Genomic DNA, 26965 nt, shown 5'->3' on the forward strand with positions numbered 1-26965 from the left:
GATTTTCCTTTCAAAACATGTGGTGACTAAACGGCTTTGGTTCCGAGCTGGCGCACGTCAGAAAGCCAACGCCTGACGGTTTGCTCGCTTGGGTGACTGGCTTCTGAGAATTGGGTGAAACGGGTGGGTTTGATGCCAACAAAACTGAATATCTGGCACCGCAACTGGTTCAGTATCGCGTTGTGATAGACGAAGCGAAGAAGCCAACTCTTGGTGTCGGAGGTCAGGATTACACGCGCCGTGCGTCCACCGAGCATGGGCGTTGGCAGGCCAAAGCTCTTTTTTCGTGTGTCAAAGGTACGCCCGGGCAGCAGCACGCGATCAAAGAGACCTTTGAGCTTTGCCGGTATACCGCCCCACCACATGGGCGTTGCCAAGACAACATGTTCGCTCCAGGCGAGGTCTTCGAGAACTTGATCGAGCGCGGGTTCCAACGGCTTGGTGTTTTGATAGCCGCCATTGCCGAAATCGCTGTCGAAAGCGAGGTCATGAAGATGCGTGATGCGAACCTCATGACCTGCGCTTTGGGCGGCTTCAGCGTAGGCCTTGGATAGGCTGCGAGACAGTGACCTCTCACCCGGGTGGCCATTCAGGACGTATATGCGCTTTGTCATCGGGAATTCTCCTTGAGTGCGTTCAATCGATCTCGGTTGGAGCGAACTCCAATCGGCAGATTTCTCCCGAGGGGCTGCGGGATTCGTGGAGCACAGCGGTGCTATCTAAGGTTCCGACCGCTTCGAGAGCTTCGTTGATTGCGGTAGCAACTTCGTCCTCGAGTTCTGCGGCTGGGTCGGGACGCTGCGCGATGTGGCAGGCCGATGCCTGGGAGGGTTTAAGCGTGCCGCCCGAGCCTTCGAGTGTCTGCGGATATGCGCCCACTGAGATCGCCCAACCCAATGGGATCAGCATTGTGTGCGTGGTAAGTCTGAGAGTGTCCATGAAGATGCTCCATTGAATATATGACTGGACGTTCAGTCAAAAATTGGTGTTTAAAATCCATGCATACGCTTGGCCCATTGAAAGCCAATCAATGCACCTTTCAGACGGGGGAGGAGGAAAAGGGACAGCCCGACTGCGAGCGCAGAGAAAACCGCCGCCATGACTGCCGGATGCAAATCCCAGGCCTTGTAGGCGGGAACAAGCAGAGGCACGAGCAAGTGACCGACTACAACAATGGTGAGGTAGGCGGGGCCGTCATCGGCACGCTGGTGCGTCAAGTCCAGCCCACATGATGAGCATTCCTTTGAGACCGAAAGATAGCCATCGAAAAGGTGGCCTTGCCCACATCGCGGGCAGGTTCTTTTGAAACCTCTTATCATGGCCTGTTTGGTGTCTCTTTCAGCTGTGAGTTCCATAGTGCTTCCTCGAATCGATTATGACTGGATGGTCAGTCATGTATATCTTGAATGACTGGACGTCCAGTCATAAATATGCCAGAACCGCAAAAAATGAAATTGAGGTAGGATAATGCCAAAGGTCGTTGACCGTGAAGAAATGCAGCACGGGATTCTCGATGCAGCCATGCAAGTCTATGTGAAAAAGGGCTATCATGCCGCCACCATTGCAGATGTGGCCGAGGCCGCCGGGCTCGGGAAGGGGACGCTTTACCTTTATTTCAAGAACAAGGAAGCTATCGCCATATCGATGGTGGAACGACATTTCAAAGCGTTGGAAGAAAGGTTTTTTGGGCAGGAGATGCCAGAAACACTGGAAGACTTTGTGGACGGTCTCTCACAAACCATGAACATTCCAGATGACCATGCGAAGTTCGTCCGTGTGTTCTTTGAAGTGTTTGGACCGAGTTTTGCGTCTGATGCGTTCAGTGCAAAAGTTGCGAGTTTCTTCGACAGGCTGGGTGATCACTACACCGGTCAGATCAAGCACCTGCAAGAAGTGGAACAAATTCGAGGGGACGCGGACGCCAAGCAGCTCGGCCGTGCTATCGCCGCTCTGACCGACGGAATGATCTTGCACAAAGGGTTGTTCAGCATTCCTGCAAAGCGTCATAACGGCATGCGCAATGAAGCGATCGACATGTTGGTGCGCGGGTTGGTTAGCTCTCCGAAGTAACCCCGGCCTCATTATCCCAGTAAGGCGTCTTCTTCCCCACATAGTTGGCAAAGTACTCGACGAAGGCCCTTACCTTTGCCGGAACATGCTGGCGTTCAGGAAAAACCGCGTAGAGCGCCTGTTCGGGCATCAAGAAGTTGGGCAGCACGCGTTGAAGCCGTCCGGCGGCCAAGTGGGCGCCGGCGATGAAGGTTGGAAGACGGCCTATTCCGAGACCGGCGACCAACGTCGTGCAGAGCGCCTCGCTGTTGTTAACTCGAAACCGGCCCTTGGTCCGGACCGCGATCTCACCATCATCGCCGATAAACTTCCATTCCAGGGGATCGCGGGAATAGGCGTAGTGCAAGCAGTCATGATCCATGAGGTCCTGGGGATGAAGAGGTGCACCGGCGCGATCCAGATACGCGGGAGCGGCTACAATCACGCTGTGAATAGGAGCAAGTTTGCGCGCAATAAGTGCGGAGTCAGGCAGAGAGCCCGCGCGCAGAGCCAGGTCCATGCCCGAGTCTACCAGGTCAACAAATCGGTCATCCATCGACAATTCCAAGGTGATACCAAGGTGCAGGCGAAGAAACTCCGGTATCGCCGGGGCGACATGGAGTTGACCGAATGACATCGGTGCGCTGACTTTGAGGTGCCCGATCGGGTCTCCTTGCAACGCAGCAACCGCGTCTTCGGCTTCTTGCGCTGATCCGAGCGCTTGGATGGCATGCGCCAGATAAATCTCTCCGGCTTCCGTCAGAGAGATGCTGCGAGTTGAGCGGTGGAAGAGCTGCGCGCCGAGATGGGCCTCGAGCCCGCCAACGCGTTTGCTCACAGCGGATTTCGTGATGTCCAGCTTTCGCGCAGCGGCGGCAAAGCTACCATTCTCAGCCACGGCGACAAACACAGGTATCGCGCCAATCTCGGTCATGGTTGGCTCCTTTGGTCAACTTTTTCTCACCTATGTGTATTCCAGATAGCCAATTATCACGCTTCTGGAAACCACTTACCTCTCGCTCAACACGACAGAGATTGGAGAGACCAATGGCCAAGATGCTGATCAACGGAATTCTACGCGACAAGCCAACTCAAGCAAGCGGACGTTTCGAGCGACAGCCGAGCCGGTTCCGTAGCTGGATCGAGAACGGCGAGAATGCGGAGTTTCCAGCAGAGCAGGGTCGCTATCACCTCTACCTGTCCAAGGCCTGCCCCTGGTGTCATGGCGTCGATCTCGTTTTGTCTCTTAAAGGCTTGCGGGATGCCATCAGCATCACCTGGATGGACCCGATCATGTCAGAGAACGGCTGGGTGATCGATCAGCACGGTTTCGATCCGGCGCATGGTGTGCCCCGCGATCGATATCTCTTTGAGGTCTATCAACGCGCTGCCCCCGACTACACAGGCGCGATCACAGTGCCTGTTTTGCTCGACCGCGAAAGCGCCAATATCGTTAGCACAGAGTCCGCTGATATCATGCGAATGCTCAACCAAGCGTTCCCAGATACGGAAGGACCTGACCTCTATCCCGAAGGACTGCGTTTAGAAATCGACCATCTGGCTGAACTGATCCAGGAGCCCATTCGCAATGGTGTGTATCGCGCCGGTTTCGCGACCAGCCAGGAAGCCTATTGCGATGCCGTTACACGGATATTCGACACTCTGGAGGATCTGGAGAACCTGCTTGCGGATCGTACGTTTCTGGCGGGTAATCAGTTGACCGAAGTGGATCTGAAGCTCTTTCCAACCCTGCTGCGGTTTGATCCAGTCTACGTCACGCACTTCAAGATCGATCGGGCCCGCGTTGCCGATTATCCCGCGCTCTCGCGCTACCTGGCTGAGATCGCTTCACTCCCAGGCGTAGCGGACACCATCGATCTGCCGCACACTCGCGCGCACTACTTTAGGAGCCATCGGCACATCAACCCGAGCGGGATCGTCCCGATCGGACCGATGTCGCTTTATGCGCTTGCAGTTCCTGTGAAAGGAGCCGCGTGATGCCGGGTTTCATTCGATCCGCCCCGCCCACAGTTTTGATAATCGCCATTGGACTCCTTGTCGGTGTGAGCTTCACACTCTCCAAGTTCGTCGCTTTGGCGGAGGTGCCGCCCCATATCGCGCTGTTTTGGCAAGTCGCAGTGGCCAGCGCTGTTTTGGTGGGCGTGCTCGTTGCTAAAGGCACCGCGCCGCAAACAGCCCCGCGTTACATGGTCTACTATCTGGGCGCAGGGCTGCTTGGCGTAAGCCTTCCGGGCCTGATCGGGTATGTTGCCCTTGGGCATGTCACGACCGGGTTCTACTCAGCGCTGGTGACCCTTTCGCCGATGTTCACCTTCGCGATTACGGCGGCGGTCGAGCGGCGAATGCTGCCAGTTCATCGACTGTTGGGCATTCTGGTTGGTCTTGCGGGTATCAGCCTTGCCACCTTACGCGGCTTGGATACCTCCGACATCGAGCCGGTTTGGATCATTCTTGCCCTGGCCGGACCTCTGGTCCTTGCATCTGGCAATGTGTTCCGCAGCCGAGTGTACCCAAGTGGTGCAGAACCAATGACGCTCGCAGCCGGAACGCTCTTTCTCCAGCTGGCTCTGATCGGTGCGGGTCTTCTATTTACGGGGCGATTGGCGGAAAGTTCTTCGCTTGAACCCAGAGCTTTTGCCGCGATTGTTGGGGTCGGCTTTATTACTGCAATCAGCTACGCACTGACCTTCGAAGTGCAAAGGCGCACTGATGGTGTGGGGTTTTCTCAGGTCGGATATTTCGCAACGCTGTCCGGCATCTTTTTCGGCGCGATCACTTTTGGTGAAACCATCTCACAAACCTTCGTCGCCGCGCTTGTCCTGATCTTCACTGGTTTGGCTATCACCAACGGTCATTTGTCCATTCCGCGTGCCTGGTTTGCCGCCCGTGCACGTCGCCGTCCGGATTGCATCTGAAATCTCACTCACTCAAAGGAAGGAAAAACCATGGAACTCACAGGCCAAAACACATCCGAATATTCGCCGCTGATCACCTCGCTCTACACAGCCGTTGATGCGCTGGACGCCCAAGGTGTCGTCGATCACGTGACGGACGATGTGCAATTTCAGCTCGGGAACTTTGAGCAAATTAGCGGCCGCAAGGCAGTCAAGAACAGCAATGCCGCATTCTTTGCGACGATCAAGGCCATGCATCACTCGATCAGCGGTGTTTGGTCAAGCGGTGATACCGCGATCTGTGATGGCACGGTTCACTACACACGTTTGGACCAGTCAGAGCATGAGGTGCCATTCGCCGCGCATCTTGGAATTCGTGACGGCAAGATCGCAGACTATCGGGTCTTTGTGGATATCTCGGGGCTTTAGTCACGTTCGACGGTGTCCAAAGTCTTGGACTTAGGATCGACCTCGAGGAGCGTATGGCAGTAATTGTTCTTCGTTGCCGCCACACCAAAAGATAAAGAAAGTGCTTCGTTCAAGATAGTCGCGACAAAGGCCTGACCGGCGGTTCGCAACCCAAGGACCAGAAAGCCTCTACGTTCCTTGCTTGCCCGCAAGTACTTGCGGCAAGTCGCGTTTGAGGCAGGCAATGAACGCTTCAAAGGCGGGCAGGAGTCCTTGGCGGGACGGCATCAGCAGGCTGATCTGCGGACATCCTGCCGTCCAGCCTGGCAGGACGCGAACGAGCGCACCGGCCTCAAGTTCTTGCAAGCACACATAGTGTGGCAAGGCGGTAATCCCCAAAGAAGACACAGCAGCCCGCTTAAGCGTCGTCATATCATCACTCGCCAAACGAACGGGGCAGGGTACTGCGGCTGTTTGTTCATTCCGATCGGTAAGTAGCCATTGATGTGTGTCTCTTGGGCGCCCCAGCACCAAAGCTGGCTGTCCCGCAAGAGTGCTGGGGTCATCTGGTCCGGAGAGGGTCGTCAGGATGTCCGGCGAACAAAAAAGATGCCATTCAAGCCTCGCAATCTTCACTTGGATCAGGCTTGAATCGGGCAAAGTCTCCATGTGCCCACGGATGGCCACATCGATACCTCCCGAGACCAAATCCTCCATCTGGTTAGAAGCTCTCTGCACGACGGTCACCTTGGGGTTGTCCTGCAGGAACTGGGGTAAAATGCGATCTAGTGCGAATTGAGCCATGCCGACCGAGCATGAAACGGTGACCGAACCTTCGATGGCGTTGGTTTTGCGGCGCATCGCTGTCTCGGCAGCTTGGAACCGCTCTAAGGCGTCCGCAGTCAATTGGTAGTACTCGGCCCCGGCATCTGTCGGGGTCACGACGCGAGATGTGCGCTGAAGCAGACGCACGCCAAGTTCTTCTTCAAGCTGCATCACTCGGCGGCTGAGTTTCGACTTCGGGACGCCGAGCGCACGGGCGGCGGCAGAGTAGCCCCCTTTTTCAACCACTTGGGCGAAGTAGAACGTATCGTTCAAATCCATGCTGGCCCCATCATTGTTCCAAAAATAGAACGGTAGGTTCTGATATTGCCATGTTTTCCGCTGATTGTCCTGCCCATATTCTTATTACAACAACAACGGATAGAAACTATGACCACGCATCTCATCGATAAACTCGCGGGCGAACCTTGCGAAACCTACGTCCAGAGTGCCGGCCAGCGGATCGCTCGAGGCGACGGCTTCTCGGCCACCAGCTATCAGCACACGGATTTCCGGGGGCTGATGGATCCGCTCATCATGGTCGATCACTTTACGATGACCGCGCCGACATTTGGCACGCATCCCCACGCCGGTCTGTCCGCCGTCACTGTGGTGTTTGAGGACAGCGAGGGAACCTTTCGCAACCGCGACTCCCTGGGCAACGACATTGATCTGGAACCTGGCGATCTGTACTGGTTCAAGGCAGCGCGCGGGGCCATGCACAATGAACAACCGCGCCCCGGTTCCAGAACCCATGCGTTGCAGGTCTTTGTTGGCTTGCCCGCGGACAGACGCCAGGCCGCGCCCTCTGCGTTTCATCTGCGGGCACAGGATGTTCCCAGACTACAGGGCGAACGCGCGACTGCGCGGCTGCTATTGGGCGAAAGCAACGGCCTTGTTGGTGCGACTGCGCCGGACAATCCCCTTTCGTTGCTTGATATCACGCTTCAGCCCGGCGGACGCTTTGCACAGCACGGCGCAGACGGCTCGCATGCCTGGCTTCTCGCTATTGATGGCGTGCCGACCGTGACCTGGGACAACGAGCGTGTGGAGATGAAGGCAGGGACTGCCATCGCCTTTGACAGCTCCTCGGGTATCTCAATTTCCTCGGACGATGCGGCACATGTCGTGTTGTTCCGAGGAAAACCGCTGCGCCAGGCCTTTGTCCAACGCGGCCCATTCGTGATGGGCAACGCTGGAGAGCTTGATGCTGTCGAGGCTGCCTATCGCGACGGCTTGCTCGGATCCCTTGACTGACGACACCCCCAAAACAGGAGAAGACAATGACAAACGCATACAACCCAGAACCATTGAACCGTGATAACGCCGCCATGGTCTTCGTTGACAATCAGGTTGGCCTGATGACCGGTGTGCGCGATCATTCTATTGCCGAGCTTAAGGCCAACATTGTTGGGATGGCCAAATCTGCCAAGGCTTTGGGCCTACCAATTGTGACGACCACCACCTCGTCCGAGACCCTTTGGGGCCCCGCGATTCCGGAGCTGACCGAGGCGCTTCCGGGGCAGACGTTCATCGACCGCACCACGGTGAACGCTTGGGACGATCCGCGCGTCGCTGAGGCGATCCGCGCCACGGGCCGCAGCAAACTGATCTTCGCGGGGCTTTCGGTCGAAGTCTGCGCGGCTTTCCCAGCCATGCGGGCAGTGCGCGAAGGGTTCGAGGCCTATGTCGCTGTCGATGCCAGCGGCACATTCAACATGACCAAGCGCGAAACTGCCCTGATGCGCTTGACCCAGGCGGGTGTCGTCGTTGCCGACGGAGCAAGCCTGATGATCGAAATTCTTGCGGACAATGCCAGCGCAGAAGCGGGCGAAGTGTATCAGGCGCTTGGTATGGATTGGTCAATCCTGGTGGGTCAAGTCCGTGAAAGCGCTGCTTTATCCAACGCCTAAAGCAGAGACGTGACCATTCTATCTGCGCGCTTTAAGCGTCCGGCGTTTGGGTTCCGGCCGCCGCATTTTGCGGTGCAAAAATCATATGCGCGTCGCGGTGATGCGCGTATGTTTTCTCAAAGCCACGTATTGCGTGCTATTCACACGACGAAGAACCATTCTGATTGATATTAGGGAGAGGCGCCAAGCAGATGCCATCCGTGTCGGTTGTCATAACTCAGTATTTCGCGGGCGCCGCAGGTTTCTCGCTGACAAATGACGGCACGCTTTTGGACGGCGACAACGTGCTATTGCGTTTCAAGGTTGAGGGGGGACGGATCGCAACGCAAGCTCATTACGAGATATTGGGCCTCGCGGCAAAAAAGGTGCCTGAACGGGCTACGCTATCCGTTCGCTATGCGAAATCGATTGATATCGACAAGATTGGTACGATTGCTCTGGCCTGCAAAGCCGCTCCGAATGTCGAGGGCGTTTTGCAGCGGCTGTCGCGGTATCATTCGCTCTTGTCAGACAGCATCAAGTATCATCTGGACGTGCAGGACAACGGAGTCTTTCTGCGCCAAGACATCCTTGTGGGCTCCGGCCCGGGACTGGTGTTTTCCCCCGAAGCGGGCCTGTCCGCTATGTATCAAGCCATAGACCAAGTGGCCGCAAAAAAAGTTACGCCAGCGATGGTCACCTTCCAGCATACACCGCCCCACGATGCACATGTTTTTGAAGGGTTCTTTGGCTGCGAGGTTCAATTTGGAGCCGGTGATGACGGGCTTCTTTTCTCTCCGGCAACCCTTGCGATAGAGAACACGCTTGGCGATCAAGCCCTATCAGAATTTCTAACAAAGCACCTTGATGCGGAACTCGAACAGATCAAAGCTGAGCCATCACTTGTGCGCACCACGAAGGAAGAAATTGCGCGTGTATTAAGCGAAGGCTTGCCCAAAATGGCTGATGTCGCCCGCGAGCTCGGGTTCAGCGTGCGGTCATTCCATCGTCGCCTTGCGGATCATGGTGTCAATTTCCAGACATTGGCAGAGGAAACGCGCCGCGATATCGCGCTAAGCATGTTGCGCGATGATGGGTGTCCACTCGCCGAAGTGGCGTTTTTGACGGGTTTTTCAGAGCAAAGCGCATTCAATCGCGCCTTCAAACGCTGGACCAATGAGACGCCAGCAAGCTACCGAAAGTCTCTCGTGAGTTAGCAACCTCTTTGGCCGCATCGGTCAAAGAGCTGGCAGGCACAGTCAATAATCCGGCGGCGCGAAAGCATATCCCTTGAGCATCACATTCAGCCAAGGAGTAACGCTCATGCAATCTCAACCTATTCTCGTCGTCGGTGCCAACGGTAAAACCGGCTCTCGCGTTGTGGCCCGCCTTGAAGACAAAGGCGTCGCCGTTCGTCGCGGTTCGCGCGACGCAGACATTCCCTTTGATTGGGAGGCCCCGGAAACTTGGGCACCGGCACTCACCGGCATCAAAAAAGCCTATGTTACATACTTCCCCGATCTGGCCTTCCCAGGTGCGGTGGAAAAGCTGGAGGCTCTGACGAAGGTCGCCAAAGACACTGGGCTAGAGCACATCGTGCTGCTGTCTGGTCGCGGTGAACACTTCGCCTCTATGGGTGAAGAAATTGTGCGCAACTCTGGCCTGCCGTTTACGATCGTGCGGGCTGCTTGGTTCGCGCAAAACTTCAGCGAAGGATACCTGCGCGATCCCATTCTGGGCGGCGTGCTGCCGATGCCGGGCGGTGACATTGTAGAGCCGATCATCGACATTGACGACATCGCTGATGTTGTTGTCGCGGCGCTCACCGAAGACGGCCATGTGGGCGAACGCTATGAAGTCACGGGGCCACGCCTGATGACCTTTGCCGAGATGGCAGAGGTACTGACCCAGACATTAGGGCGTCCCATCCAGCACATTCCGATCAGTTTCGAAGACTTCCATGCCAATGTGGCGGCTTCGGGCGATGACTTCGTCGCAGATGTCTTCACGCAGATTGCGCGAGAAACGCTGGACGGTCGCAATGCCTATGTCACGGATGGCGTCGAACGGGCGCTCGGACGGAAGCCGCGCGATTTTGCACAATTCGCTGAAGCTGTCGCATCTCGCGGTGTTTGGGATAGTGCCGCATAGCGCCGCCGAACACGATCTCACATTTCATTTGAGGAGCGTTTCAATGGAAACCTGCAAACTCACGACACTTGCGCTGCTTATTCCATTCGGCGCGCTGTTGTCTGATACAGCTGCTGCCTATCCGGAGCACTTTGGGCAGACAAGCTTTGCGGATGATCGCAGCTCGAACCGGCATTGCCTTCTAGATCATAGGCACATGCCAGACGTTGAACTGAACGACGCGTATGAACCTGCGCCTTCCGACTCTCTCAGGATCCGCATCGCGCCGTTCGGTTCCACAGTGCCCCAACTGGAACGCAACCCGCCATCCGACACCTGCCGTCTCGACCTCGAGCGGATCGACACAAACTGAATCAAGAGGGTGCATGGATCAGATCGACACATCCACACCCCCAAACGAAGGAAGTAGCTCATGACACTGACAAAACTTAAAAAAATCACTCTATGGATCTCAGGCCTTACGGCCGTGGGCATAGGTGGGATGATCACATTTGCACCGCATAGCTTCTACGCCAGCTATGGGATTGCCATAGGAGAAGACCCAAGTCTGCTAAGCGAATTGCGGGCACCCGGTGCTGGTCTTACGACGTTAGGCATTATGATGTTGCTTGGCATTTGGCGCTCTGCTTTGGCTCAGCTGGCAGTCGCCGCGACACTGATCGTCTTCCTGGCCTTTCCCGCTGGTCGGCTCATCAGCCTCGCTTTGGATGGCATGCCGTCCATGGGCATTGTCGGCGCGTTGGTCCTTGAGATCGCCATTGCCGCGCTTTGCGTTTTTGCGTTTCGCAAACGTTTGTCGGGCAGCCCGATCTGATCCTGAGTAAACAGCGGCACACAGACAAAGGGTGCCGCTGTTTTCTTCGCCAAATATGGAGAAACTATCATGTCACCCTTCGTCTTTTTCGCCCTTCAATTCGCCATCATTGCTTACGCGCTTGTCAGCGGTGTCTTCCTGGCATTTTCTGACTTCATCATGCGCTCGCTCGCCCACACCGGTGGGATCGGCGGTGTTGATGCCATGCAAGTCATCAACCGCGAGGTCTTTCGTTGGGTCTTTATGGCCCTATTCATCGGGATGGCACCTGTCTCACTCGCGATAGCTGCCTACGGAGGCTTCGTTGTTGGAAACGGGGCAGGGACCTTGTTCGTACTTGCAGGACTGATCTATTTCATTGGCTGCTTTGGCGTGACGGTCTTCTGCAACGTGCCAATGAATGAGGCACTCGCCGGCATGGACGCTTCGTCTTCCGCTGCTCGGGACTATTGGACCGGAACTTATCTGCCGCGGTGGACTTTCTGGAATACGGTCAGGACCGCAGCGTCAACAATATCAGCGTCACTCCTGTTGTTTGGATTGCTGTGGATGACACAACACCAAACGCAGGTGGTCTGAACGAGACTGACGGGGCCTTAGCAGGCCTCGTCTTCATCTAAGGTCAATGATGAAAAACCAGGTTGAAGCCTTCCTCCTCTGACGGTGGACTGAAATGTGCGGCGATCTGGTGAAACTGCTCTTCTGTTACAGTGAATGGATGTAGACCATTCGCGTTTCGCACTCTCAACCGTTCTAGACACACATCATCCGATGGCATCAGAACGTGTAGTTGATGATCCGCATCGGTTTGATCAAGCAAACCCCGCATCCACGCTCGGCTTTCAATGGTATTGGCTTGAAAGTCGAGCACGACCGAAGTCCCAATTTTGAGCAGAGCCACGATATGTGGTTCCATCGCGGCTCGCAGCTTTGTCATGCAATGAAGGTAGTCCTTTGCCTTCTGCAGCTCATTTGCAAAGAGGGCTGCAATCCACTCATCTTCGGTGATCAGAACGGTACGGTCCACTGAAGCTAGCTGAGCTGCCAGAGTTGATTTGCCAGCAGCAACCTTGCCGCACAACAAATGTAAGGTCGGTTTTGGTAGAGTCATTCTCTGGCATCTTTCTAATCTGACATTTGGCCGCTGCCGTCATTCAATTCAGCCCAATTGGAGCGCAGAACCGCTGGAAATAGGGCGAATGGCACATTGGCCGCCACAGTCAATACGGTGGCCCCGTCGGTCAATCCCTCCATGCCAGCATAGCGTATTCGTTCCTCAGCAACACTAATCAGGGACGACCGTCATGCAGTTTTATTTCTTCTACTTCTCATTTCTATCCATGTTTCTCGTCGCTGGCTGGAACGCCGCGCTCTTTCTTTGAACCTCTCTCAGAAAATCCGCGCTTGTCAGCCGATCCGCAAATTCTCGACCAAATGGAGATCACTATGAAACCCCTCATCGTTTGTTCCGTCCATGCCTTGTGCGACATAGCAGAGCTCGAGAGGAAAGCCTTCAACCGCGCCTGCGGGATGCATGGGATCCCTGCAGTTCTGACGCCGCAAGACCACGCGAAAATCCTAGCGACGAAAACGATGCTTGACTTACTCAGTCATCTTCCCGGGTCTGTTGAACAGCGCGAAGCACTCGTTTCGTGCTTTCTGGATATGCTGAACGACGCGATCTGGAATGCGTCCGTCTCGGCGCATAATAGCGTGCTCGCCACGCTGCTGTGTCCGAAAGGATATGCAAGACCTACTGGTTTTGTCTCGGACTATCCAATGCTGACAACCAATCTTGTCAGGGCATCTGCCTTGTTGACCAATGCCACGAAGCTTGGCGCGCTCACCGCGCTATCTGATCCGTTGAAAGTGGCTCGTGTTGAGGAGAGTTTGTTGGCCTGCGCGACGTCCCTTAACTTCCCACATCAAGACATTGAAGTTTTGATTGCTCACGAGCGAGACGTTAGGGCAGCTCGGTCGATCGGTATGCAACCGCGCTTTGTTGCGGAGCTTCGGCGAGAAACCAAGTCAAAGCGCAGCGTCCGCCAGCTGCGCACCCGGATTCATGATGCAGCAATCATCGATACTGCGCGCGCACAAAAGCCTTTCGCGGTCCCTGCTTAAGAAATCCGATGGCAATCAATTGATGGCGCGTTGCCGGTGCCAAAAGCCAGCCTCGTCAAATCTGCTTCAAATGCATAAACTCCATCCAGAACTGAGAATTCCGGGGAGCGACGAGGGGCGCGCAGTCTATGGATGTGTTTGTTGCAGCTCTTCTGCCCCTGGCCGTTGTCACCATCATGTTCAGCCTTGGGTTAGGGCTTACGCCTCAAGATTTCCGGCGCATAGTTGAGCGCCCGCGAGCCTTTTGCATTGGTGCGCTGAATCAGGTCGTTCTATTGCCGGTCATTGCCTATATCGTCATCCTGATCTTTGGCTTTACGGCCGAAACGGCGGCTGGGATCATGATCCTAGCGGCGTGCCCTGGGGGTGCTGCTAGTAACGTCATCACGAAACTGGTGAACTGGGACGTAGCTCTTTCGGTAACCCTGACAGCGACGTTCAGTCTGACCTGTGTGGTGACAATACCAGTCGTTCTTGGCTTCGCAGTTGCGCACTTTATGGACGCTACGGCGCCGGACGTGGATATAGCTTCAACGGCAATCACCGCTTTTCTGCTGACGGCTCTGCCAATCGCTCTCGGCTTGGCGATGCGCGCAGCGTTTCCAAGAATGACGGCCGTAGTCGCCCCGATCCTTTCCAAAGTCGCATTGGTTTTGTTTGCCGGGGTCATCGCGGGTGCAATTGCAACCAACTGGCAGGTCGTGACGGACAATTTTGCCCAGCTTGGATTGGCGCTGTTTGCACTGGTTGCCGCGTTGTCGGTGATTGGATTTGTTGTGTCGCGGTCGCTTAGACTATCTGACTCCGAGGCGAAAACGATAGCGATTGAGACCGGCGTTCAAAATGGGGCGTTGGCGCTTGCCATCGCCGGACTGCTGGTCACCGGCGGCCCAACATTCAACGCGTATGCCATTCCCGCAGCGATCTACAGCGTGGTCTGGTTGGGGACGGCAATGCCCGCGTTCTTGATCATTGCACTGAAAAGTCGTTAGTTTTGCAGTGAGTTTGGCTCTTCGACCCCATTTTCCGCCTGCAACAGGAAGGGCGGGTCTGTCGAAGCGTGCTATTCGCTGCGGTGTGATTCAACTGAAAATCTGCGAACTAAAATGACCTTAAGTTCTGCGTCGTCAGTGACCGCATTGTGTCGTGACAGTAATACTGAGTAGCTTGCAGGTGCTGCTCAGACGGCGATGCGGAGCTTCATGTGAACAACAATTTGACACTCAGTTTTTTCTTAAAGGTCGTTGGTTTCTCTTTTCTGATCGGCCCCTTGATAGCCCTTATTGCAGGTAACGCACTTGCAGATTGGCCGCGGGTTCTCTTGAGCGGCGTTAGCGGCGCGATGATTGGCACAGGCTGCCTCCTGCTAGAGGCTCTTGTTCTGTCAAACAGGTCCATTCTTTGGCTTCGAAAGCTACCTCTTATCGCTGTCGTTGGCTTGCGTGCGGTTGCCTACAGCATCATTATCATTGGCGGGCTGGTTTTGCCGTCTCTACTATTCTTGGGGACAAAACAGTGGCTTGATCCTGACTTCTTCTTTGGATTTTGGGTGTCAATCGGCGTCGCGACAGGCTTGTCAATGTCAGGCGAGCTTTTCCAACTACTCGGCAAGGAAGCCGCGTTGGCCATGTTCACAGGACGCTACCGCAGGCCCCGCATTGAACAACGCATTATCATGTTTGCCGACCTAACAGGCTCTACGGCACTTGCAGAGAAATTGGGTGACTTAAAGTTTCATGAGCTGCTGGGCGATGTCGCCTACGATCTGGAAAATCCAATTGTGACAAACGGAGGAGAGACACACCGATACATCGGGGATGCCATCATCATCACCTGGTCAATGGACAAAGCAAAGAACTTTGAGCGCTGCGTTATGTGTGCCAAGGCGATGGTGGAGGCGCTTGAAACCAAAGCGGACCAATATTCCGCAAAATTCGGCAAGCCGATGCGCATGAGAATTGCAATCCACTGCGGCCCCGTTGCCGCGGGTGAGATTGGTGCGTGGAAAAAGGAAATATCACTGCTTGGGGACACCATGAACACCACAGCAAGAATTGAAGGTGCCGCAAGGCAATTCGGATCAGACATTGTGGTTTCCGATGTGATCCAACGCCGGTTGCCGGAAGACTGGCAATCAAAGTTGGTTGGCCTTCCAGACTTCGCAGCACATGGAAAACAAGACGCGCTTAAGCTGTGGGCTCTCCAAACACCTTCGCCACGAGGTTGATCAGCGACGGTTCCAGCGTGTTGCGCCTTCTGCCAGTGCGGCATTTTTTCGCGTCTGCTGCGACGGGCGTTTTGCGGCCAGGCGAACTTCACCAGAGCAGTCATTGACCGAAATCTATTCGAGAAACTGCCTCTATCTCATCGTCGCTGGGTCGCTCCCAAGTCGTTTCGATATAGTCAAACATGCCGCGTGTAATTTCCATATGGAATGTCTCACCTTGGTTTTTGTTGCGCGTGTTCACACGCTTCCACCGTTCAGATGCGTCGACATCTAGGACATGTAGTTTGGCTGCGAGTTCACCTTGCCTTGCCAGGCCCGCAAACCTTTGTCCATGTTCATACCTCTGAAAGCCCCAATCCAAGATCGAGGGGACACCCAGCTTGCCGAGTTGCGATGCGATTGCCCACATTTGCGCTTCGCAACGACGAACACGAGGGAAAATCCATGTTGGATCCAACTGTGCCGGAGCATCTTCACCAAACAGCGTTACCATCCACTCGTCGATCGAGAACACCACTCCGCCAATATTGCTTGCCAACTCTCGCGCATAAGTCGTTTTGCCAGCGCCCGTTGAACCGCAGATCAGATGAATAAGCTGTGTTTCATTGTCCGCCATGGGAGATACCTTTCTTCATTTCACCTGAGGTTAGGCCGCTTTGGGTTTCGCAATTGTGCGGACGATTAAAAAGGCAAGGAAACCTGCTGGGCCAAGAAGAAAGGTCAGCGGAAGGCACGGCGCAACCAACCAGAAGCTCAAACCATCATGTCTCGCCGTCCGGCATATCCAAGCTCCGATCAAAAGGTCAAATGCAAGATAGTGTATCCAACCAGCCAACATCGCACTCGGCTGCGAAAATAGCGCCATTACGGCGTCGAGGCTACCAAACCCGCCATCCCCACCTGACGGAAAGAAGGCCGCTAGAACCACATAGCCTACCGATAAAGTCACCGGAATAACGAGCCCCGAAATCCGATCAGACCACAGTGGAATAAGGGGTGATGCAAGCAATATTAACCAACCAACCATCGCCAGAACGCCAGCCACTGAGAAGAAAAGTTCATAGTTCATGTTCGGATCAGGCATAAATCACATCCTTTGACTAACGTTCCTTTTCAATAGGCGAACGCTCCCTGCCGTGAGATTTCACAGTGACGACCACGTTGCCCTTTTTATGCCCCGTATCGACATGAGCATGTGCGGTTTTCATATCGTCAAAGGTGTAGCTTCTATCGATGACCGGCCGAAGAACACCAAGTGCTGCGAGTTCTACGACCGCCTCCAAGATATCCCTGCGCTCAGACGCGACGCCGCCGACCATTTTCTTGCCCGCAAGACGCGCCTTCATGCCGCCTAGGAACATGTCGGATGTTTTGCCTGCGATCAGGACCATTTTCCCGCCGTTTCGGATCGCGTGTTTGGCCTGCGCCCAAGGCAACGTCCCAACGGTGTCGACGACCACGTCATATTGGATATTTGTCTCAATGACCTCCTGGGTGCGATAGTCAATCACGCGATCGGCGCCCAATGTGCGAACCATCTCTGCGTTACGACCGCTACAGACTGCGGTGACATGTGCTCCGAGGTGTTTGGCGATTTGCACACAGGCCGAACCGACCGACCCAGAGGCCCCGTTGATCAGAACCGTCTCGCCTCGTTGCAGCTTGGCCTTGTTGACCAAAAAGTCGTAAGCTGTTGTTGCACCGAAAGGGATCGTCGCCGCGTGTTCAAAGCTGATGTTGTCCGGCTTCAGGGTCAGCTTTCCGTCCGCAGGCATCGTGATGAACTCCGCATGTGCGCCAAAGCTGGCACCGGGGAACCCAATCACGGCGTCGCTGGTTTGGTAATGAGTGACATTTGCGCCGACCGCCTTGATCACACCAGAAAACTCTGTCCCAAGGATTGGTTTGCGCGGTCCGCTTATCCCAAAGACCAGCCGCCCCAACAGGCCGAGACCCTTTGGCATTGTCAGGCTACGGGCGCGCCAATCGCCTGCGCTGACGGTGGTCGCATAAATCCGGACCAGCACATCGTTTGGATTTGGTGTCGGCGTGGGAACGGTGATTTGTGCGATGACTTCGGGTGATCCGTATTTTGTATATGAATAGGCAAGCATGGGGGGTCTCCTCTATGCCGTTGCAGGTGTGAGTTGTGATGATGTGCGCCCGCCGCGGATCAGCAGCCAAAGGCCAAAGCTGATTTCAGAAATTGTGACGATCACAAGTAGGCCGATGATGCTGTAGTCAAGCAGCGCGATATCGGTGAATGTCAGCTCGACAACGCCCTGGATCAGATAACCAAACGCTCCGATGAACAAACCGCGGCCGAGCAGATGCGGCGCGACATCCGACTTGACGATCAGCCAGCCAAGCGCCAACAGGTGCACGCCGAAGAACAGCTGCCAGACAAAGACGCCCGTGGCACGTGCATCAAAGAACATTTGAACAAGGGCGTGCTGTTGCGCTGTGTCCCAGCCGGAGTCACGGGTTAGCAAGATGTAAGGCATCACCCAGAGCAGGATGTTGATCCCCATAACGGTAATCATGCCCGCACGTGAGATCAGCGCGACAGTAGCCATCTTTGGCCCGACATGGCGGAACATGTGATAGAGGATCGCCGTGATCGCCAGTTCGAACACGATCACCGCGCTATCGGCCAGTACCCCCAGTTTGAAGAGGCCCGTGTTCGCCAAGAGGTTCGCGCTTGACGCCGCGGCATCAGTCGCGACGATCTGCATCGGGACATAACCAATACTGAAGCCGCCGCAGACGGCGATGGCAAGGTAAAGCGCGCCAGCGGCACGCGCAGCCTGCGGATCCCAGTGCGTGTTTGAAGCGTTGGTCATTGTCTTTCCTTTCTCTAGCTCGGGTAAGGTTCGTGTCTTGGCACTGGTCTATACGGATGGTTCACTCATGCGAATTGACCAAATTTCCATTTTTGATATGCATATCTGCATGGATTGGCGTTCAGTAAAATTTGACTGGAACAAGGCCCGCGCGTTCTTGGTGACGGCCGAGGAAGGCTCGCTATCTGCTGCTGCGCGCGCGTTGGGAATGGCCCAGCCGACGTTGGGGCGTCAGGTTGACGGGCTGGAACAGGAACTGGGCGTGGTCTTGTTTGAGCGTGTCGGGCGCGGCCTGACGCTGACCCCTAGCGGTATGGAGTTGCTCGAACACGTGCGCGGCATGGGCGACGCTGCGGGGCGCGTATCGCTCGCGGCACTTGGCCAAAGCCAAGCTCTGGAAGGCAGCATCAGCATTTCCGCCAGCGAAACCTATGCCGCCGTCCTGCTACCGCCCATCATCGCCAAACTACGGATCGAAGAACCTGGAATCCATGTCGAGATTGTCGTCTCAAACCGCGCGAGTGACCTGTTAAGGCGCGAAGCAGACATCGCAATCCGCAACTTTCGTCCCACAGAACCTGATTTGATCGCCAAGAAGATCGGCATGGCTGATGCGATCCTTTACGCCTCTCCCGCTTATGTTGAAAAGCTTGGGCCGCCCAAAACGCCCTACGACCTGCGGCACGCTGATTTTGTCAGCATCGACCAAGCTGGTAGCATGCTCAAACCGCTCAACAGTTTGGGCCTTGGCTTAACGGAAGCCAACTTTCCTTTGCTGACCGAAAGCTATCTGGTGATGTGGGAATTGGTAAAACAAGGGGCCGCTATTGGCATCCTCGACGCCTACATCGGCGATGCCGACCCCGGCGTTGTGCGGGTCTTGCCTGACTTGGAGCCGTTATCCTTCCCAATTTGGCTTGTCGCCCACCGGGAACTGACCACAAGCCGCCGTATCCGGCGGGTCTATGACTTCCTGATCGAAGAGTTGAAACGCTGAATTGAGTTCGTGCAACCGGCTAACGTCACAACGGCGTTCGCCAAGAACAATCCTATGCAAAACGGACACGGCGGACATCATCATCGAAAGGAACGCTTCGCCTTCGAAAGGTTTGTCCGTCAACGCAAGCGGGCGCGTTGATCCGGTCCATGCGGAAATGCCTGAAATCGTCGCGTGAAGGATCCCACGCAACCAAATACCAAAGCGGCGGTAGGATCAGCATCGCTTGCGGCTCGACCTGTCGCCTTGTCATGATCCCTTTCGCGTCACGATACCCGAACTGCAATAACTGCCGATCAAGAAATGAGACCTCGAACGCGGGCAACAATGCGGGGTCCATTTCTCCGAGATTAGATATGTCGACTTGCGGGGCGAGTGGTCCCACATAAAGGCAATCCAAAAGACGACGCAGATCGCGGATTTTGTCGGACGGCAGGGCTTTCTCGATTTTAGAAAGCCCGGTGTCTGCGAGGGTCGCAAAAGGAAGGCTCCCAGCGGCACGCATGCTGGAAATGCCGATGATCAGCGCAAAGACCTCGGTCACAGTGAGGCGCGGCGATTTTTGAACAGACTGCGGGTCCAAGCTCAACCCGCCCCCGCGGCCCGGATCGGTGTGAATGATAAACCCTTCGTTGCGTAGTGCTGCGATATCACGGATGATCGTGCTTCTCGACCCGCCAACTTCCGCGGCGAGCGCCTCAATCGTTGATGTGCCATTGCGACGCAGGCTGCGCACAATGGCGTCTTGCCTGCTGCGTACTTTCATGTATGAGACCTTATCACAAAAGGTGTCATCTTATGATACCTTTTTGCCGTAGGCGATGACGACACAACGCAGTAAGGAGCGCCGTCATGTCTACCATCGTAAATATTCCAACACCGACACTTGTTCCTGTGAACGGCATCCAGCTTGAAGTATTCGAAACCGGTCAAGAAAATAGAGGCAACCCGATCATTCTCTGCCATGGCTGGCCAGAGCACGCGTTTTCATGGCGTCATCAGATGCCGGCCCTCGCGGCGGCGGGATACCATGTGATCGTCCCGAACCAACGGGGCTATGGAAACTCATCGTGCCCAGATGACGTCACAGACTATGACATTGTTAAATTGACCGATGATCTCGCGGCTCTTCTTGAACATTTCGGGTATGATAACGCTCCTTTTATCGGGCATGACTGGGGCGCGAACGTCGTTTGGAGCATGGCGCAACTGCATCCAAATCGGGTGTCGAAGATTATCAATCTGGCGTTGCCCTATCAGCCACGCACACCAAAGCCCTGGATCGCGTTCATGGAAGAGGTCTTTGGAGCGGACAACTATTTCGTTCACTTCAACAGGCAGCCGGGTGTTGCTGATGCTGCGTTGGATCAGAACGCCGCTAAATTCTTAGGCAATTTGTATCGCAAGAACATCCCTCAAACGCCGCCCGCGCACGGCATGATGCTGATCAACCTTGCGCAAGCTCAAAAACCCTTGGGCGACCCGATCCTCAGCGAAGACGAACTCGCTGTCTATGTCGCGGCTTTTGAGGCAACTGGATTTACTGGCAGCATCAACTGGTACCGAAATATGGATCGCAACTGGGAGCTATTGGAAGACGTAGATCCTATCATCCATCAACCCGCGCTGATGATCTACGGAGAGCTGGATATGATCCCAAAATCAGAAAGCCTTGCTGACTTCGTGCCAAATGTGGACGTTGTGAGCCTGGATTGTGGCCACTGGGTTCAGCAGGAAATGCCGGATGAGACAAACAATACGATCTTGGAATGGTTGGCGGCCTAGGACGCTGCAAAATGTTCTGAGCGGAGGGTTTATGCGCTGACTTCAGGGCCGCTACCACCGTGGCGCAATCGGCTCAGCGTTACGGGCGTTACGCCCAAGAACGACGCGATGAGCGCATGGTTGAAGATGTCTTCATAGCCCGAATAGGTCTCGCGGAACCACATAAGCCGATCTGATCCGCCTAGTGCCGCAAGGCACCACTCGCGATCCGCCTTATGGCTCAGGGCGTCGCGCAGAACACTGTTGGCCCAGTTTCGAATTGGCTCCGATGCAATCATCAACTCCGTTAACAAATCGCTGTTGATCCGAGCGATTTGCGCCTCGGTCGTCGCCGTGATCGAAACAAGGGATTGACCCGCCCGCGTGCGCGCAATGTTCGGCGTCACAACACAAGGGCCAACATAGAGCCCGACGCATACCTCTTTCCCGTCCGGATCACTGATTGTGCTAGAGAGGCAACCGTTCAGAAGGATGAATTCATCAGCGCAAATATCTTCTTGGCCAACGATCTGGGTCTTGGCATCCACGCCTGTCTCCACCCACTTGGCAGAGAAATTTTCAACACAGCTTCCCTGAGACAAGTCGGCCGATTGCATCAAAAACGTCCGTAGATTCATCTTGGCAGGCCTTATCAAATGATAATGCGGGAGGCTTCGTCTGCGTGCATGTCTGACACAAATGAAGGAGTTTGAAAAATGATTGATAGAATTTGGACAAGACATTTGGGTTTGGCGACGATTTACTTTGGGTGTCTGGGGGCGCTGATCTATGGCCTGATGATCACTGTAACGCTGGCCCAAATCGAGGCTGTTTCCGGTCATGTGCCGTTTGATATGCGCCCAACGGGTTACAGCCCTCAAGATGCCGCAGCGCTTTTGGAGGGCTTGGGCGCTGAGGGCCGCAAGTACTACCTGAGCCATCAAATCCCGCTCGACACCGCATATCCCGCTCTGCTTGCATTTACCCTTGTGTCTCTGATGCGATGGCTTGGTCAAAACATCCCCGCCTATCGGCTTGTCCGGTTTGGCATCATCCTTTCGGTCGGCGCAGCTCTTTGCGACTATATTGAAAACCTTGGCATTACTGTCATGATTTTGAGTTGGCCAAACCTCTCCGCGCCGCTTGTTTATGCAAGCAGCATTGCGACGCTCACCAAATCTGGTCTGACGACAGCCGCAGTGATTTTTACCATCCTGATTGGGTTTCGTGCGGCTGTGCAACGGGTTCGGCGTGCTGCGTAGATTAGTGCTACACAAGGCGAATGGGCGGAACATCATCATCAAAAGGAACGATGCGCCGGCGCAATGATTGCCCCTCCGCAAGTGCTTTGGGCGGCTCCGAACTCTTCGTTGCGATATGCTGCGCCGGACTCGAACGACCGCTACGAGACGTTTGGCAAAGATAGGCGCATTTCAGACTGAACGATAAAGCGATGAGCCCCAAGCTCCTGCAAAAGGGAACACAACGCGCTGTCAGCGGAATCGACATTGACCAATGTCAGTGAACCGACCGTGGCTGCCGCTGCAAGAAGGTCTTTCAAAGCCGAGGGTTCGCTGGCGGCAATCTGATGCACGAGGCCACCTGCGCCGATGATCGCTCCACCTTTTTCATGCAGGAAGGACGTCAGCTGTGAGCCGGAAATGGTCTCCGTGGCGTTTTGCCAAGTTGGCTCCCAGGTCGCATACCTCTGAATGACATGCGCAACGGTGTCAAAGTCCGACAGTTTGCATGAGGACTGATCAGGAGATGGATGGTCAAACCGATAACAGTCGAGCTTTCTGGTCACATCAAATCCCATCTTCCGATAGAGACGTTCAGCGCCCGTGTTTCCCTTGATGATCTCGAGCCAAAAGCTTTCGATTCCGGCATTCCCTGCCGAACTTATTGCCGCCATGCCCAAACGAGACGCCAATCCCCGGCCTCTGTGGCCAATGCGAGTTCCGCTACCGATCAGATACCGTTTGGTGCTCCGCGTCGCGACGTTCCAAAACCCGATGACTTCATTGTCGTCGACGGCGACAAATGACGCATTGGGGTCAAAACCTCTCGCACTCAGCGCGGCTTTGAACGTGTCTGCATCTGGTTGCAACGGAACGATATAGTCAGCAAACGCGGCAAGCATGGCGCAATGCAGAGCATCCAAGTCAAAGCCTGATCCGGCAAACGAAGTAATTCGCGTCATCTTTTGCTTTCATGTTTCCAAGATGCGCACAAACGCAATGAACGGGTTTTTGCTCAGCGCGCAAGTCGTTGAGGTCTTTTCTTTTTCAAGCTTTCATCGTCGGGTTCCAGTTTCTTGCCCGGTTTGTTTCAAGCAGACAAAGCCGCCGCTTGTGCCATCAGTTCAAGCGACTGCTTCGAGTAAGTTGCGACTTGGGCGCGAGTCATCCTAGGCGGCACACACTTGATTTTCTATCTACTTATGATCCGGGTCATCCCAGAGACGCGAATTCCCTCGCCTTGAGCAGCGCTGATACTTGCTTTCAGCATTGATCTCGCGCCCATATCCTCGCCTTGAACGATGTCGATTGCACCGCCGTGGGGCCATCCGATGTCTCGCAGGTATCCAGACAGCGCCGCTGCGGCAGCCCCCGTCGCCGGGTCTTCGATGACGCCGCCGATCGCAAAGGCATTACGGCTGTGAAATCGGCGTGGCGTTTCCGCCCACACAATGTTGATCGTCGTGAGACCATACTGCCGCATGAGGCGCGCGCCTTCATCCAAATCGTATGACATTTCAGAAAGCGTCAGCCTGTCACCTAGCGCAAGGATGAGATGATTGTTCCCAGCATTGGCAACCGCAGGTGGTAGAGAGGGGTCAAGGTCAGTGACCGTGAGATCAAACAGTTCAAGCGCGGACCTCAACAGGGTCGGGTCAGCCTCCGCGCTGGAGGTCGGCGGAGAGGTCAGTGTTGCACTGCCATCCTCATTGGTCTCAACGCTAATGCGTCCCGAGTTGAGATCGAGCAGAAACAGCCCTTGGCCTTCACGTTCAGCCAAAACGCTGCCCAGAGCAATGGTGGCGTGTCCACAGAAAGCCACCTCCTCCTCTGGTGAGAAAAACCGCACCTGCCATCGGTTACCTTGGGGCGCGGCAAATACCGTTTCGGAATATCCCACCTCGGTTGCAATGCTTTGCATCTCTGATTCAGAGGGAAGCGTATCGCCGACGACAACACCTGCTGGGTTGCCGCCATTGCCGCCATCAGAAAAGGCAGCGATGCGGAGAACGGGCCGGTTGGTTTCATTTTTCATGGTCAAGATCCTGTTTCTGCTGACGTGAGTCTGAATTGGATGGGCGGCAAGACGTTAAGCCTTTGCAGTTTAAGTCCATCGTGCCCCGGCGGAGATAGCCACCGGGGCCGGTTGCGGTCATTCGGTTATACGCGCCAGGAAGTCCTGCATCTCTGCAGCAATCACATCGCCATATTCCTCAAGCGCGAAGTGTCCGGTATCAAGCAGGTGGAACTCGACGTCCGTCAGATCGGCCTTGTAGGGGTGCGCTCCGTCAGCCGGGAAGATGTGATCATTCTTTCCCCAGACAATCAGCGCGGGCGGCTGGTGTTCCCGGAACAGGGCTTGCCACTTCGGATATTCGGCGACATTGGTGCCGTAATCCAGGAACATCTCAAGCTGCACTTCCTGGTTACCCGGGCGGTCGAGCAGATATTGCACGTGCCAGAAATTGTCAGGGCTCACCGTTGAGACGTCACCAACGCCGTGGGTGAATTGCCATTTGGTGGCGTCGAGCGTCAGGAAGCCACGCAGTGCATCACCGTTCTCAGGGCTGGGGTCCGCCCAGTAGGCTTTGATCGGATCCCAGAATTCGCGCAAGCCCTCGTCATAGGCATTGCCATTCTGGATGACAAAACCAGTGACGCGTTCAGGATGCTCGGCGAACATGCGAAACCCGATCGGCGCGCCATAATCCATCAAATAAACGGAGTAGTCGTCAACACCTATTTCGTCGATCAACCGTGTTACCGTTTCTGCCGCATTGGCGAAGCTATATTCATAGGTTTCGGCTGGCGGCATGTCCGATGCGCCAAACCCAAGATAGTCCGGAGCTATGACGTGATAGTCCTCGGCCAGGACCGGGATCAACTCGCGGAACATGTGCGAGGACGTGGGAAAGCCGTGCAGCAGCAGGACCGTCGGGTTTGATGGATCACCTGCCTCGCGATATGCGATGGTTTGCCCGTCGATCTCCATCGACTTCATGTTGACAACAAAGGGGCTCTGGGCTGCGAAGGCGCTACTCGGCAGGATCACCGGCAAGAGCGTGGTGCTGGCAAACAGTGCGGCGAGAATAGATGTGTGTATACGTGTCTTCATTGTTCTGATCCTTTCAGATTTAGGTTGGAGAGCCCGATGCGCCGGATGTTCGCAGAGCGTGGGTTTCGGCCCTCAGGGCCTCGTTCTCACGGCGCAATGCCGCGATCTCTTGATTTGCCTCGTCAATAGTGAAGCGGCGCGGGATGTGGCTTGGGCAATTCCAATCAAATGCCTCGACCGTGATAAGTACCCCACGTTCGGGGCGCGCCGTGTAGTTTCGGTCATGCAGCTGGCTTAGAATTTCGGGGTTGTCGGCACCCTCGATTAGGCGCGCCCGGCCCCAGAGTTTCAAGCGGCGGCGGTTAGGATAGTCCATTAGGATCATTGAAAGGCGATCGTTGCCGGACAGGTTGCCAGCGCTAATGTACTGGCGGTTTCCGCGGAAATCGGCGTAGGCCAGCGTCTTGGATGTAAGTACCTTCAGAAAGCCAACCGGGCCGCCGCGGAACTGTACATAGGGCCACCCGAACTGGGATACGGAAGCTTGGTAAAACCCATCGCGTGCGCCGATGAAGCTAATCTCTTTCGTCCCAAGCTCTTCAAAACCCGCCGCGTCATTGCTGAGCAGTTTTCCATAGGTCTCGGCAGACCCCATCCGCGACTGCTGGGCGCGGACGTCAGGCGTAAAGGCAATTGTCGCAAAGGCTCGTGCCATGGCGTTGTCCTTTCGGATATTCATTAGTTTCTTTGTATCGGGGTGCCTGGTCAGGCTATCTGTGGACCTTAATTTGTAAGAGGTTGAGAGATTTGACAAACGACGTTGTCTATCGCAGGCTTAGAAAAAGTTAGCCAATGACATGAACCGCAAAAACTACCCTCTGAACGCACTTCGCGCGTTCGAAGCATCGGCACGACATCTCAGCTTTGTTGCCGCAGCCGAAGAATTGTCCGTGACGCCCGCTGCCATCAGCCACCAGGTAAAGAAGCTGGAAGACTATCTCGGCGTCCCGCTGTTTCGACGACGGGCGCGAGGCCTGGTTCTCGTCGAGGCAGGCCAACTACTGGCCAAGGAGCTACATTCCGTATTTCTGAACCTCGATCAGGCCATGGAGAATGTGATGGAGACGGACAAGGGCGGCTCGCTGGCGCTGACCGTGGCGCCAACATTCGCCGCAATGTGGCTGATCCCGAGGCTACAGAAGTTTTACGCGCAACACCCGGATATTGACGTACTTGTTTCGACCAGCTTGGGCCTTGTGGATTTTCAGCGTGATGACTTTGATGCTGCCATCAGGCTGGGGCACGGGCAATGGCCGGGTCTTGAAGCCATCAAGCTGTTCGACGAGTCGGTGATACCGATGTGCAGTCCGCGCCTGCTTGAAGGGCAAAACGCCATCAGAACGCCTTCCGATCTCAAGAACCACGTTCTGCTGCACAATCAATCCATGGATTTTGACTCCAATGCGCCGACCTGGCAGACTTGGCTCGATGGAAGCGGTACACAGGGTGTTGATGCCTCGCGCGGCATGCAATTCAGTCTTCCGGACCATGGGCTGCAAGCCGCGATCGACGGTGCTGGAGTCGTTTTGGGGTGGCGCTTCCTTTCGGCCAAAGATGTCCAGGCTGGGCGCGTGGTAGAGCTATTTGATCTCGCCATTCCCCT

General features: G+C 55.3%; 34 protein-coding genes. 18 read left to right on the plus strand and 16 right to left on the minus strand.

What is annotated here, in order from left to right:
* Positions 1-26: 26 nt before the first annotated feature.
* From Q1A91_RS22275 to Q1A91_RS22285, 3 genes are read right to left on the minus strand one after another with little or no spacing between them, the layout of a single operon-like run.
* Complete coding sequence (locus Q1A91_RS22275; protein WP_299882783.1) at positions 27-614, minus strand: NAD(P)H-dependent oxidoreductase; 588 nt, start codon at positions 612-614, stop codon at positions 27-29.
* 22 nt (positions 615-636) lie between these two features.
* Positions 637-939 carry a hypothetical protein gene (locus tag Q1A91_RS22280; RefSeq protein ID WP_299882785.1) on the minus strand — a complete coding sequence of 101 codons (303 nt, stop codon included), beginning with the start codon at positions 937-939 and terminating at the stop codon, positions 637-639.
* A 50-nt stretch (positions 940-989) separates the two neighbouring features.
* Positions 990-1355, minus strand: coding sequence for a DUF983 domain-containing protein (locus tag Q1A91_RS22285; protein ID WP_299882786.1), 366 nt, complete (start codon positions 1353-1355; stop codon positions 990-992).
* A gap of 112 nt (positions 1356-1467) precedes the next feature.
* On the opposite strand from Q1A91_RS22285, the gene Q1A91_RS22290 reads away from it, so the two are divergent.
* A complete protein-coding gene (locus tag Q1A91_RS22290) occupies positions 1468-2070 on the plus strand; it encodes a TetR/AcrR family transcriptional regulator (RefSeq protein ID WP_299882788.1) in 603 nt (200 codons plus the stop codon).
* Here the strand turns inward: Q1A91_RS22290 and Q1A91_RS22295 are convergent.
* A complete protein-coding gene (locus tag Q1A91_RS22295) occupies positions 2054-2983 on the minus strand; it encodes a LysR family transcriptional regulator (protein ID WP_299882790.1) in 930 nt (309 codons plus the stop codon). The two genes, Q1A91_RS22290 and Q1A91_RS22295, sit on opposite strands and share 17 nt — an antisense overlap.
* A 113-nt stretch (positions 2984-3096) precedes the next feature.
* Here Q1A91_RS22295 and Q1A91_RS22300 point away from each other — a divergent pair, with 113 nt between their 5' ends.
* The 3 genes from Q1A91_RS22300 to Q1A91_RS22310 are packed head-to-tail and all read left to right on the plus strand — an operon-like array spanning position 3097 to position 5393.
* Positions 3097-4047 (plus strand): glutathione S-transferase C-terminal domain-containing protein, encoded by a 951-nt coding sequence (locus Q1A91_RS22300; RefSeq protein WP_299882792.1) that lies wholly within the window; start codon positions 3097-3099, stop codon positions 4045-4047.
* Positions 4047-4985, plus strand: a complete 939-nt coding sequence (locus Q1A91_RS22305) for a DMT family transporter (protein ID WP_299882794.1) — start codon at positions 4047-4049, stop codon at positions 4983-4985. Before Q1A91_RS22300 ends, Q1A91_RS22305 begins: the two co-directional genes overlap by 1 nt.
* A 30-nt stretch (positions 4986-5015) precedes the next feature.
* Entirely contained in the window at positions 5016-5393 is a 378-nt protein-coding gene (locus tag Q1A91_RS22310) for a nuclear transport factor 2 family protein (protein ID WP_299882796.1), read from the plus strand.
* Between the two features lie 168 nt (positions 5394-5561).
* Here the strand turns inward: Q1A91_RS22310 and Q1A91_RS22315 are convergent, their stop codons facing one another.
* The gene (locus Q1A91_RS22315) at positions 5562-6476 is read right to left on the minus strand and encodes a LysR substrate-binding domain-containing protein (protein ID WP_299882798.1); all 915 of its coding nucleotides are present in this window, start codon (positions 6474-6476) and stop codon (positions 5562-5564) included.
* A 108-nt stretch (positions 6477-6584) separates the two neighbouring features.
* Between Q1A91_RS22315 and Q1A91_RS22320 the strand changes: the two genes are divergently transcribed.
* From Q1A91_RS22320 to Q1A91_RS22350, 7 genes are all read left to right on the plus strand, one after another.
* Entirely contained in the window at positions 6585-7451 is an 867-nt protein-coding gene (locus Q1A91_RS22320) for a pirin-like C-terminal cupin domain-containing protein (protein WP_299882800.1), read from the plus strand.
* Between the two features lie 26 nt (positions 7452-7477).
* The gene (locus Q1A91_RS22325; protein ID WP_299882802.1) at positions 7478-8107 is read left to right on the plus strand and encodes an isochorismatase family protein; all 630 of its coding nucleotides are present in this window, start codon (positions 7478-7480) and stop codon (positions 8105-8107) included.
* 200 nt (positions 8108-8307) lie between these two features.
* Positions 8308-9303, plus strand: a complete 996-nt coding sequence (locus tag Q1A91_RS22330) for an AraC family transcriptional regulator (RefSeq protein ID WP_299882804.1) — start codon at positions 8308-8310, stop codon at positions 9301-9303.
* 106 nt (positions 9304-9409) lie between these two features.
* Positions 9410-10237, plus strand: a complete 828-nt coding sequence (locus Q1A91_RS22335; RefSeq protein WP_299882806.1) for an NAD(P)H-binding protein — start codon at positions 9410-9412, stop codon at positions 10235-10237.
* Positions 10238-10280: 43 nt separating this feature from the next.
* Positions 10281-10589, plus strand: coding sequence for a hypothetical protein (locus tag Q1A91_RS22340; protein ID WP_299882808.1), 309 nt, complete (start codon positions 10281-10283; stop codon positions 10587-10589).
* Positions 10590-10649: 60 nt separating this feature from the next.
* Positions 10650-11051, plus strand: a complete 402-nt coding sequence (locus Q1A91_RS22345) for a DUF4345 domain-containing protein (protein WP_299882810.1) — start codon at positions 10650-10652, stop codon at positions 11049-11051.
* A gap of 69 nt (positions 11052-11120) precedes the next feature.
* A complete protein-coding gene (locus tag Q1A91_RS22350) occupies positions 11121-11630 on the plus strand; it encodes a DUF1772 domain-containing protein (RefSeq protein WP_299882812.1) in 510 nt (169 codons plus the stop codon).
* A gap of 43 nt (positions 11631-11673) precedes the next feature.
* Here the strand turns inward: Q1A91_RS22350 and Q1A91_RS22355 are convergent, their stop codons facing one another.
* On the minus strand, positions 11674-12162 hold the full coding sequence (locus Q1A91_RS22355) for an ATP-binding protein (RefSeq protein ID WP_299882814.1): 489 nt from the start codon (positions 12160-12162) through the stop codon (positions 11674-11676).
* A 335-nt stretch (positions 12163-12497) separates the two neighbouring features.
* On the opposite strand from Q1A91_RS22355, the gene Q1A91_RS22360 reads away from it, so the two are divergent.
* From Q1A91_RS22360 to Q1A91_RS22370, 3 genes are all read left to right on the plus strand, one after another.
* Positions 12498-13175 (plus strand): hypothetical protein, encoded by a 678-nt coding sequence (locus tag Q1A91_RS22360; protein ID WP_299882816.1) that lies wholly within the window; start codon positions 12498-12500, stop codon positions 13173-13175.
* Between the two features lie 128 nt (positions 13176-13303).
* Entirely contained in the window at positions 13304-14167 is an 864-nt protein-coding gene (locus Q1A91_RS22365; RefSeq protein WP_299882818.1) for an AEC family transporter, read from the plus strand.
* A gap of 212 nt (positions 14168-14379) precedes the next feature.
* Positions 14380-15402 (plus strand): adenylate/guanylate cyclase domain-containing protein, encoded by a 1023-nt coding sequence (locus tag Q1A91_RS22370; protein WP_299882820.1) that lies wholly within the window; start codon positions 14380-14382, stop codon positions 15400-15402.
* Positions 15403-15502: 100 nt separating this feature from the next.
* Here the strand turns inward: Q1A91_RS22370 and Q1A91_RS22375 are convergent, their stop codons facing one another.
* From Q1A91_RS22375 to Q1A91_RS22390, 4 genes are all read right to left on the minus strand, one after another.
* Positions 15503-16018, minus strand: a complete 516-nt coding sequence (locus Q1A91_RS22375) for an ATP-binding protein (RefSeq protein ID WP_299882822.1) — start codon at positions 16016-16018, stop codon at positions 15503-15505.
* A 30-nt stretch (positions 16019-16048) separates the two neighbouring features.
* Positions 16049-16486, minus strand: coding sequence for an ABA4-like family protein (locus Q1A91_RS22380; RefSeq protein ID WP_299882824.1), 438 nt, complete (start codon positions 16484-16486; stop codon positions 16049-16051).
* Positions 16487-16502: 16 nt separating this feature from the next.
* A complete protein-coding gene (locus Q1A91_RS22385; RefSeq protein ID WP_299882826.1) occupies positions 16503-17366 on the minus strand; it encodes an NAD(P)-dependent alcohol dehydrogenase in 864 nt (287 codons plus the stop codon).
* Between the two features lie 162 nt (positions 17367-17528).
* Positions 17529-18245 (minus strand): DUF4386 domain-containing protein, encoded by a 717-nt coding sequence (locus Q1A91_RS22390; protein ID WP_299882828.1) that lies wholly within the window; start codon positions 18243-18245, stop codon positions 17529-17531.
* 97 nt (positions 18246-18342) lie between these two features.
* On the opposite strand from Q1A91_RS22390, the gene Q1A91_RS22395 reads away from it, so the two are divergent.
* Positions 18343-19242, plus strand: coding sequence for a LysR family transcriptional regulator (locus Q1A91_RS22395; protein ID WP_299882852.1), 900 nt, complete (start codon positions 18343-18345; stop codon positions 19240-19242).
* A gap of 52 nt (positions 19243-19294) precedes the next feature.
* On the opposite strand, the gene Q1A91_RS22400 is transcribed toward Q1A91_RS22395, so the two are convergent.
* The gene (locus tag Q1A91_RS22400) at positions 19295-20008 is read right to left on the minus strand and encodes a YafY family protein (RefSeq protein WP_299882829.1); all 714 of its coding nucleotides are present in this window, start codon (positions 20006-20008) and stop codon (positions 19295-19297) included.
* A gap of 86 nt (positions 20009-20094) precedes the next feature.
* Between Q1A91_RS22400 and Q1A91_RS22405 the strand changes: the two genes are divergently transcribed.
* Positions 20095-21027 carry an alpha/beta hydrolase gene (locus tag Q1A91_RS22405; RefSeq protein ID WP_299882831.1) on the plus strand — a complete coding sequence of 311 codons (933 nt, stop codon included), beginning with the start codon at positions 20095-20097 and terminating at the stop codon, positions 21025-21027.
* Between the two features lie 29 nt (positions 21028-21056).
* On the opposite strand, the gene Q1A91_RS22410 is transcribed toward Q1A91_RS22405, so the two are convergent.
* Entirely contained in the window at positions 21057-21623 is a 567-nt protein-coding gene (locus Q1A91_RS22410) for a Crp/Fnr family transcriptional regulator (RefSeq protein ID WP_299882833.1), read from the minus strand.
* 99 nt (positions 21624-21722) lie between these two features.
* Between Q1A91_RS22410 and Q1A91_RS22415 the strand changes: the two genes are divergently transcribed.
* A complete protein-coding gene (locus Q1A91_RS22415; protein ID WP_299882835.1) occupies positions 21723-22268 on the plus strand; it encodes a hypothetical protein in 546 nt (181 codons plus the stop codon).
* A gap of 140 nt (positions 22269-22408) precedes the next feature.
* Here the strand turns inward: Q1A91_RS22415 and Q1A91_RS22420 are convergent, their stop codons facing one another.
* The 4 genes from Q1A91_RS22420 to Q1A91_RS22435 form a co-directional block, all read right to left on the minus strand.
* A complete protein-coding gene (locus Q1A91_RS22420; protein WP_299882837.1) occupies positions 22409-23209 on the minus strand; it encodes a GNAT family N-acetyltransferase in 801 nt (266 codons plus the stop codon).
* A gap of 230 nt (positions 23210-23439) precedes the next feature.
* A complete protein-coding gene (locus Q1A91_RS22425) occupies positions 23440-24282 on the minus strand; it encodes a PhzF family phenazine biosynthesis protein (RefSeq protein ID WP_299882839.1) in 843 nt (280 codons plus the stop codon).
* A gap of 117 nt (positions 24283-24399) precedes the next feature.
* On the minus strand, positions 24400-25362 hold the full coding sequence (locus tag Q1A91_RS22430) for an alpha/beta fold hydrolase (RefSeq protein WP_299882841.1): 963 nt from the start codon (positions 25360-25362) through the stop codon (positions 24400-24402).
* 19 nt (positions 25363-25381) lie between these two features.
* Positions 25382-26017 (minus strand): pyridoxamine 5'-phosphate oxidase family protein, encoded by a 636-nt coding sequence (locus Q1A91_RS22435; protein WP_299882843.1) that lies wholly within the window; start codon positions 26015-26017, stop codon positions 25382-25384.
* A 142-nt stretch (positions 26018-26159) separates the two neighbouring features.
* Here Q1A91_RS22435 and gcvA point away from each other — a divergent pair.
* A partial coding sequence (gene gcvA / locus Q1A91_RS22440; RefSeq protein WP_299882845.1) for a transcriptional regulator GcvA occupies positions 26160-26965 on the plus strand: 806 nt, incomplete at its 3' end.

The sequence above is a fragment of the uncultured Sulfitobacter sp. genome, from assembly GCF_947500075.1.
Classification (GTDB): domain Bacteria; phylum Pseudomonadota; class Alphaproteobacteria; order Rhodobacterales; family Rhodobacteraceae; genus Sulfitobacter.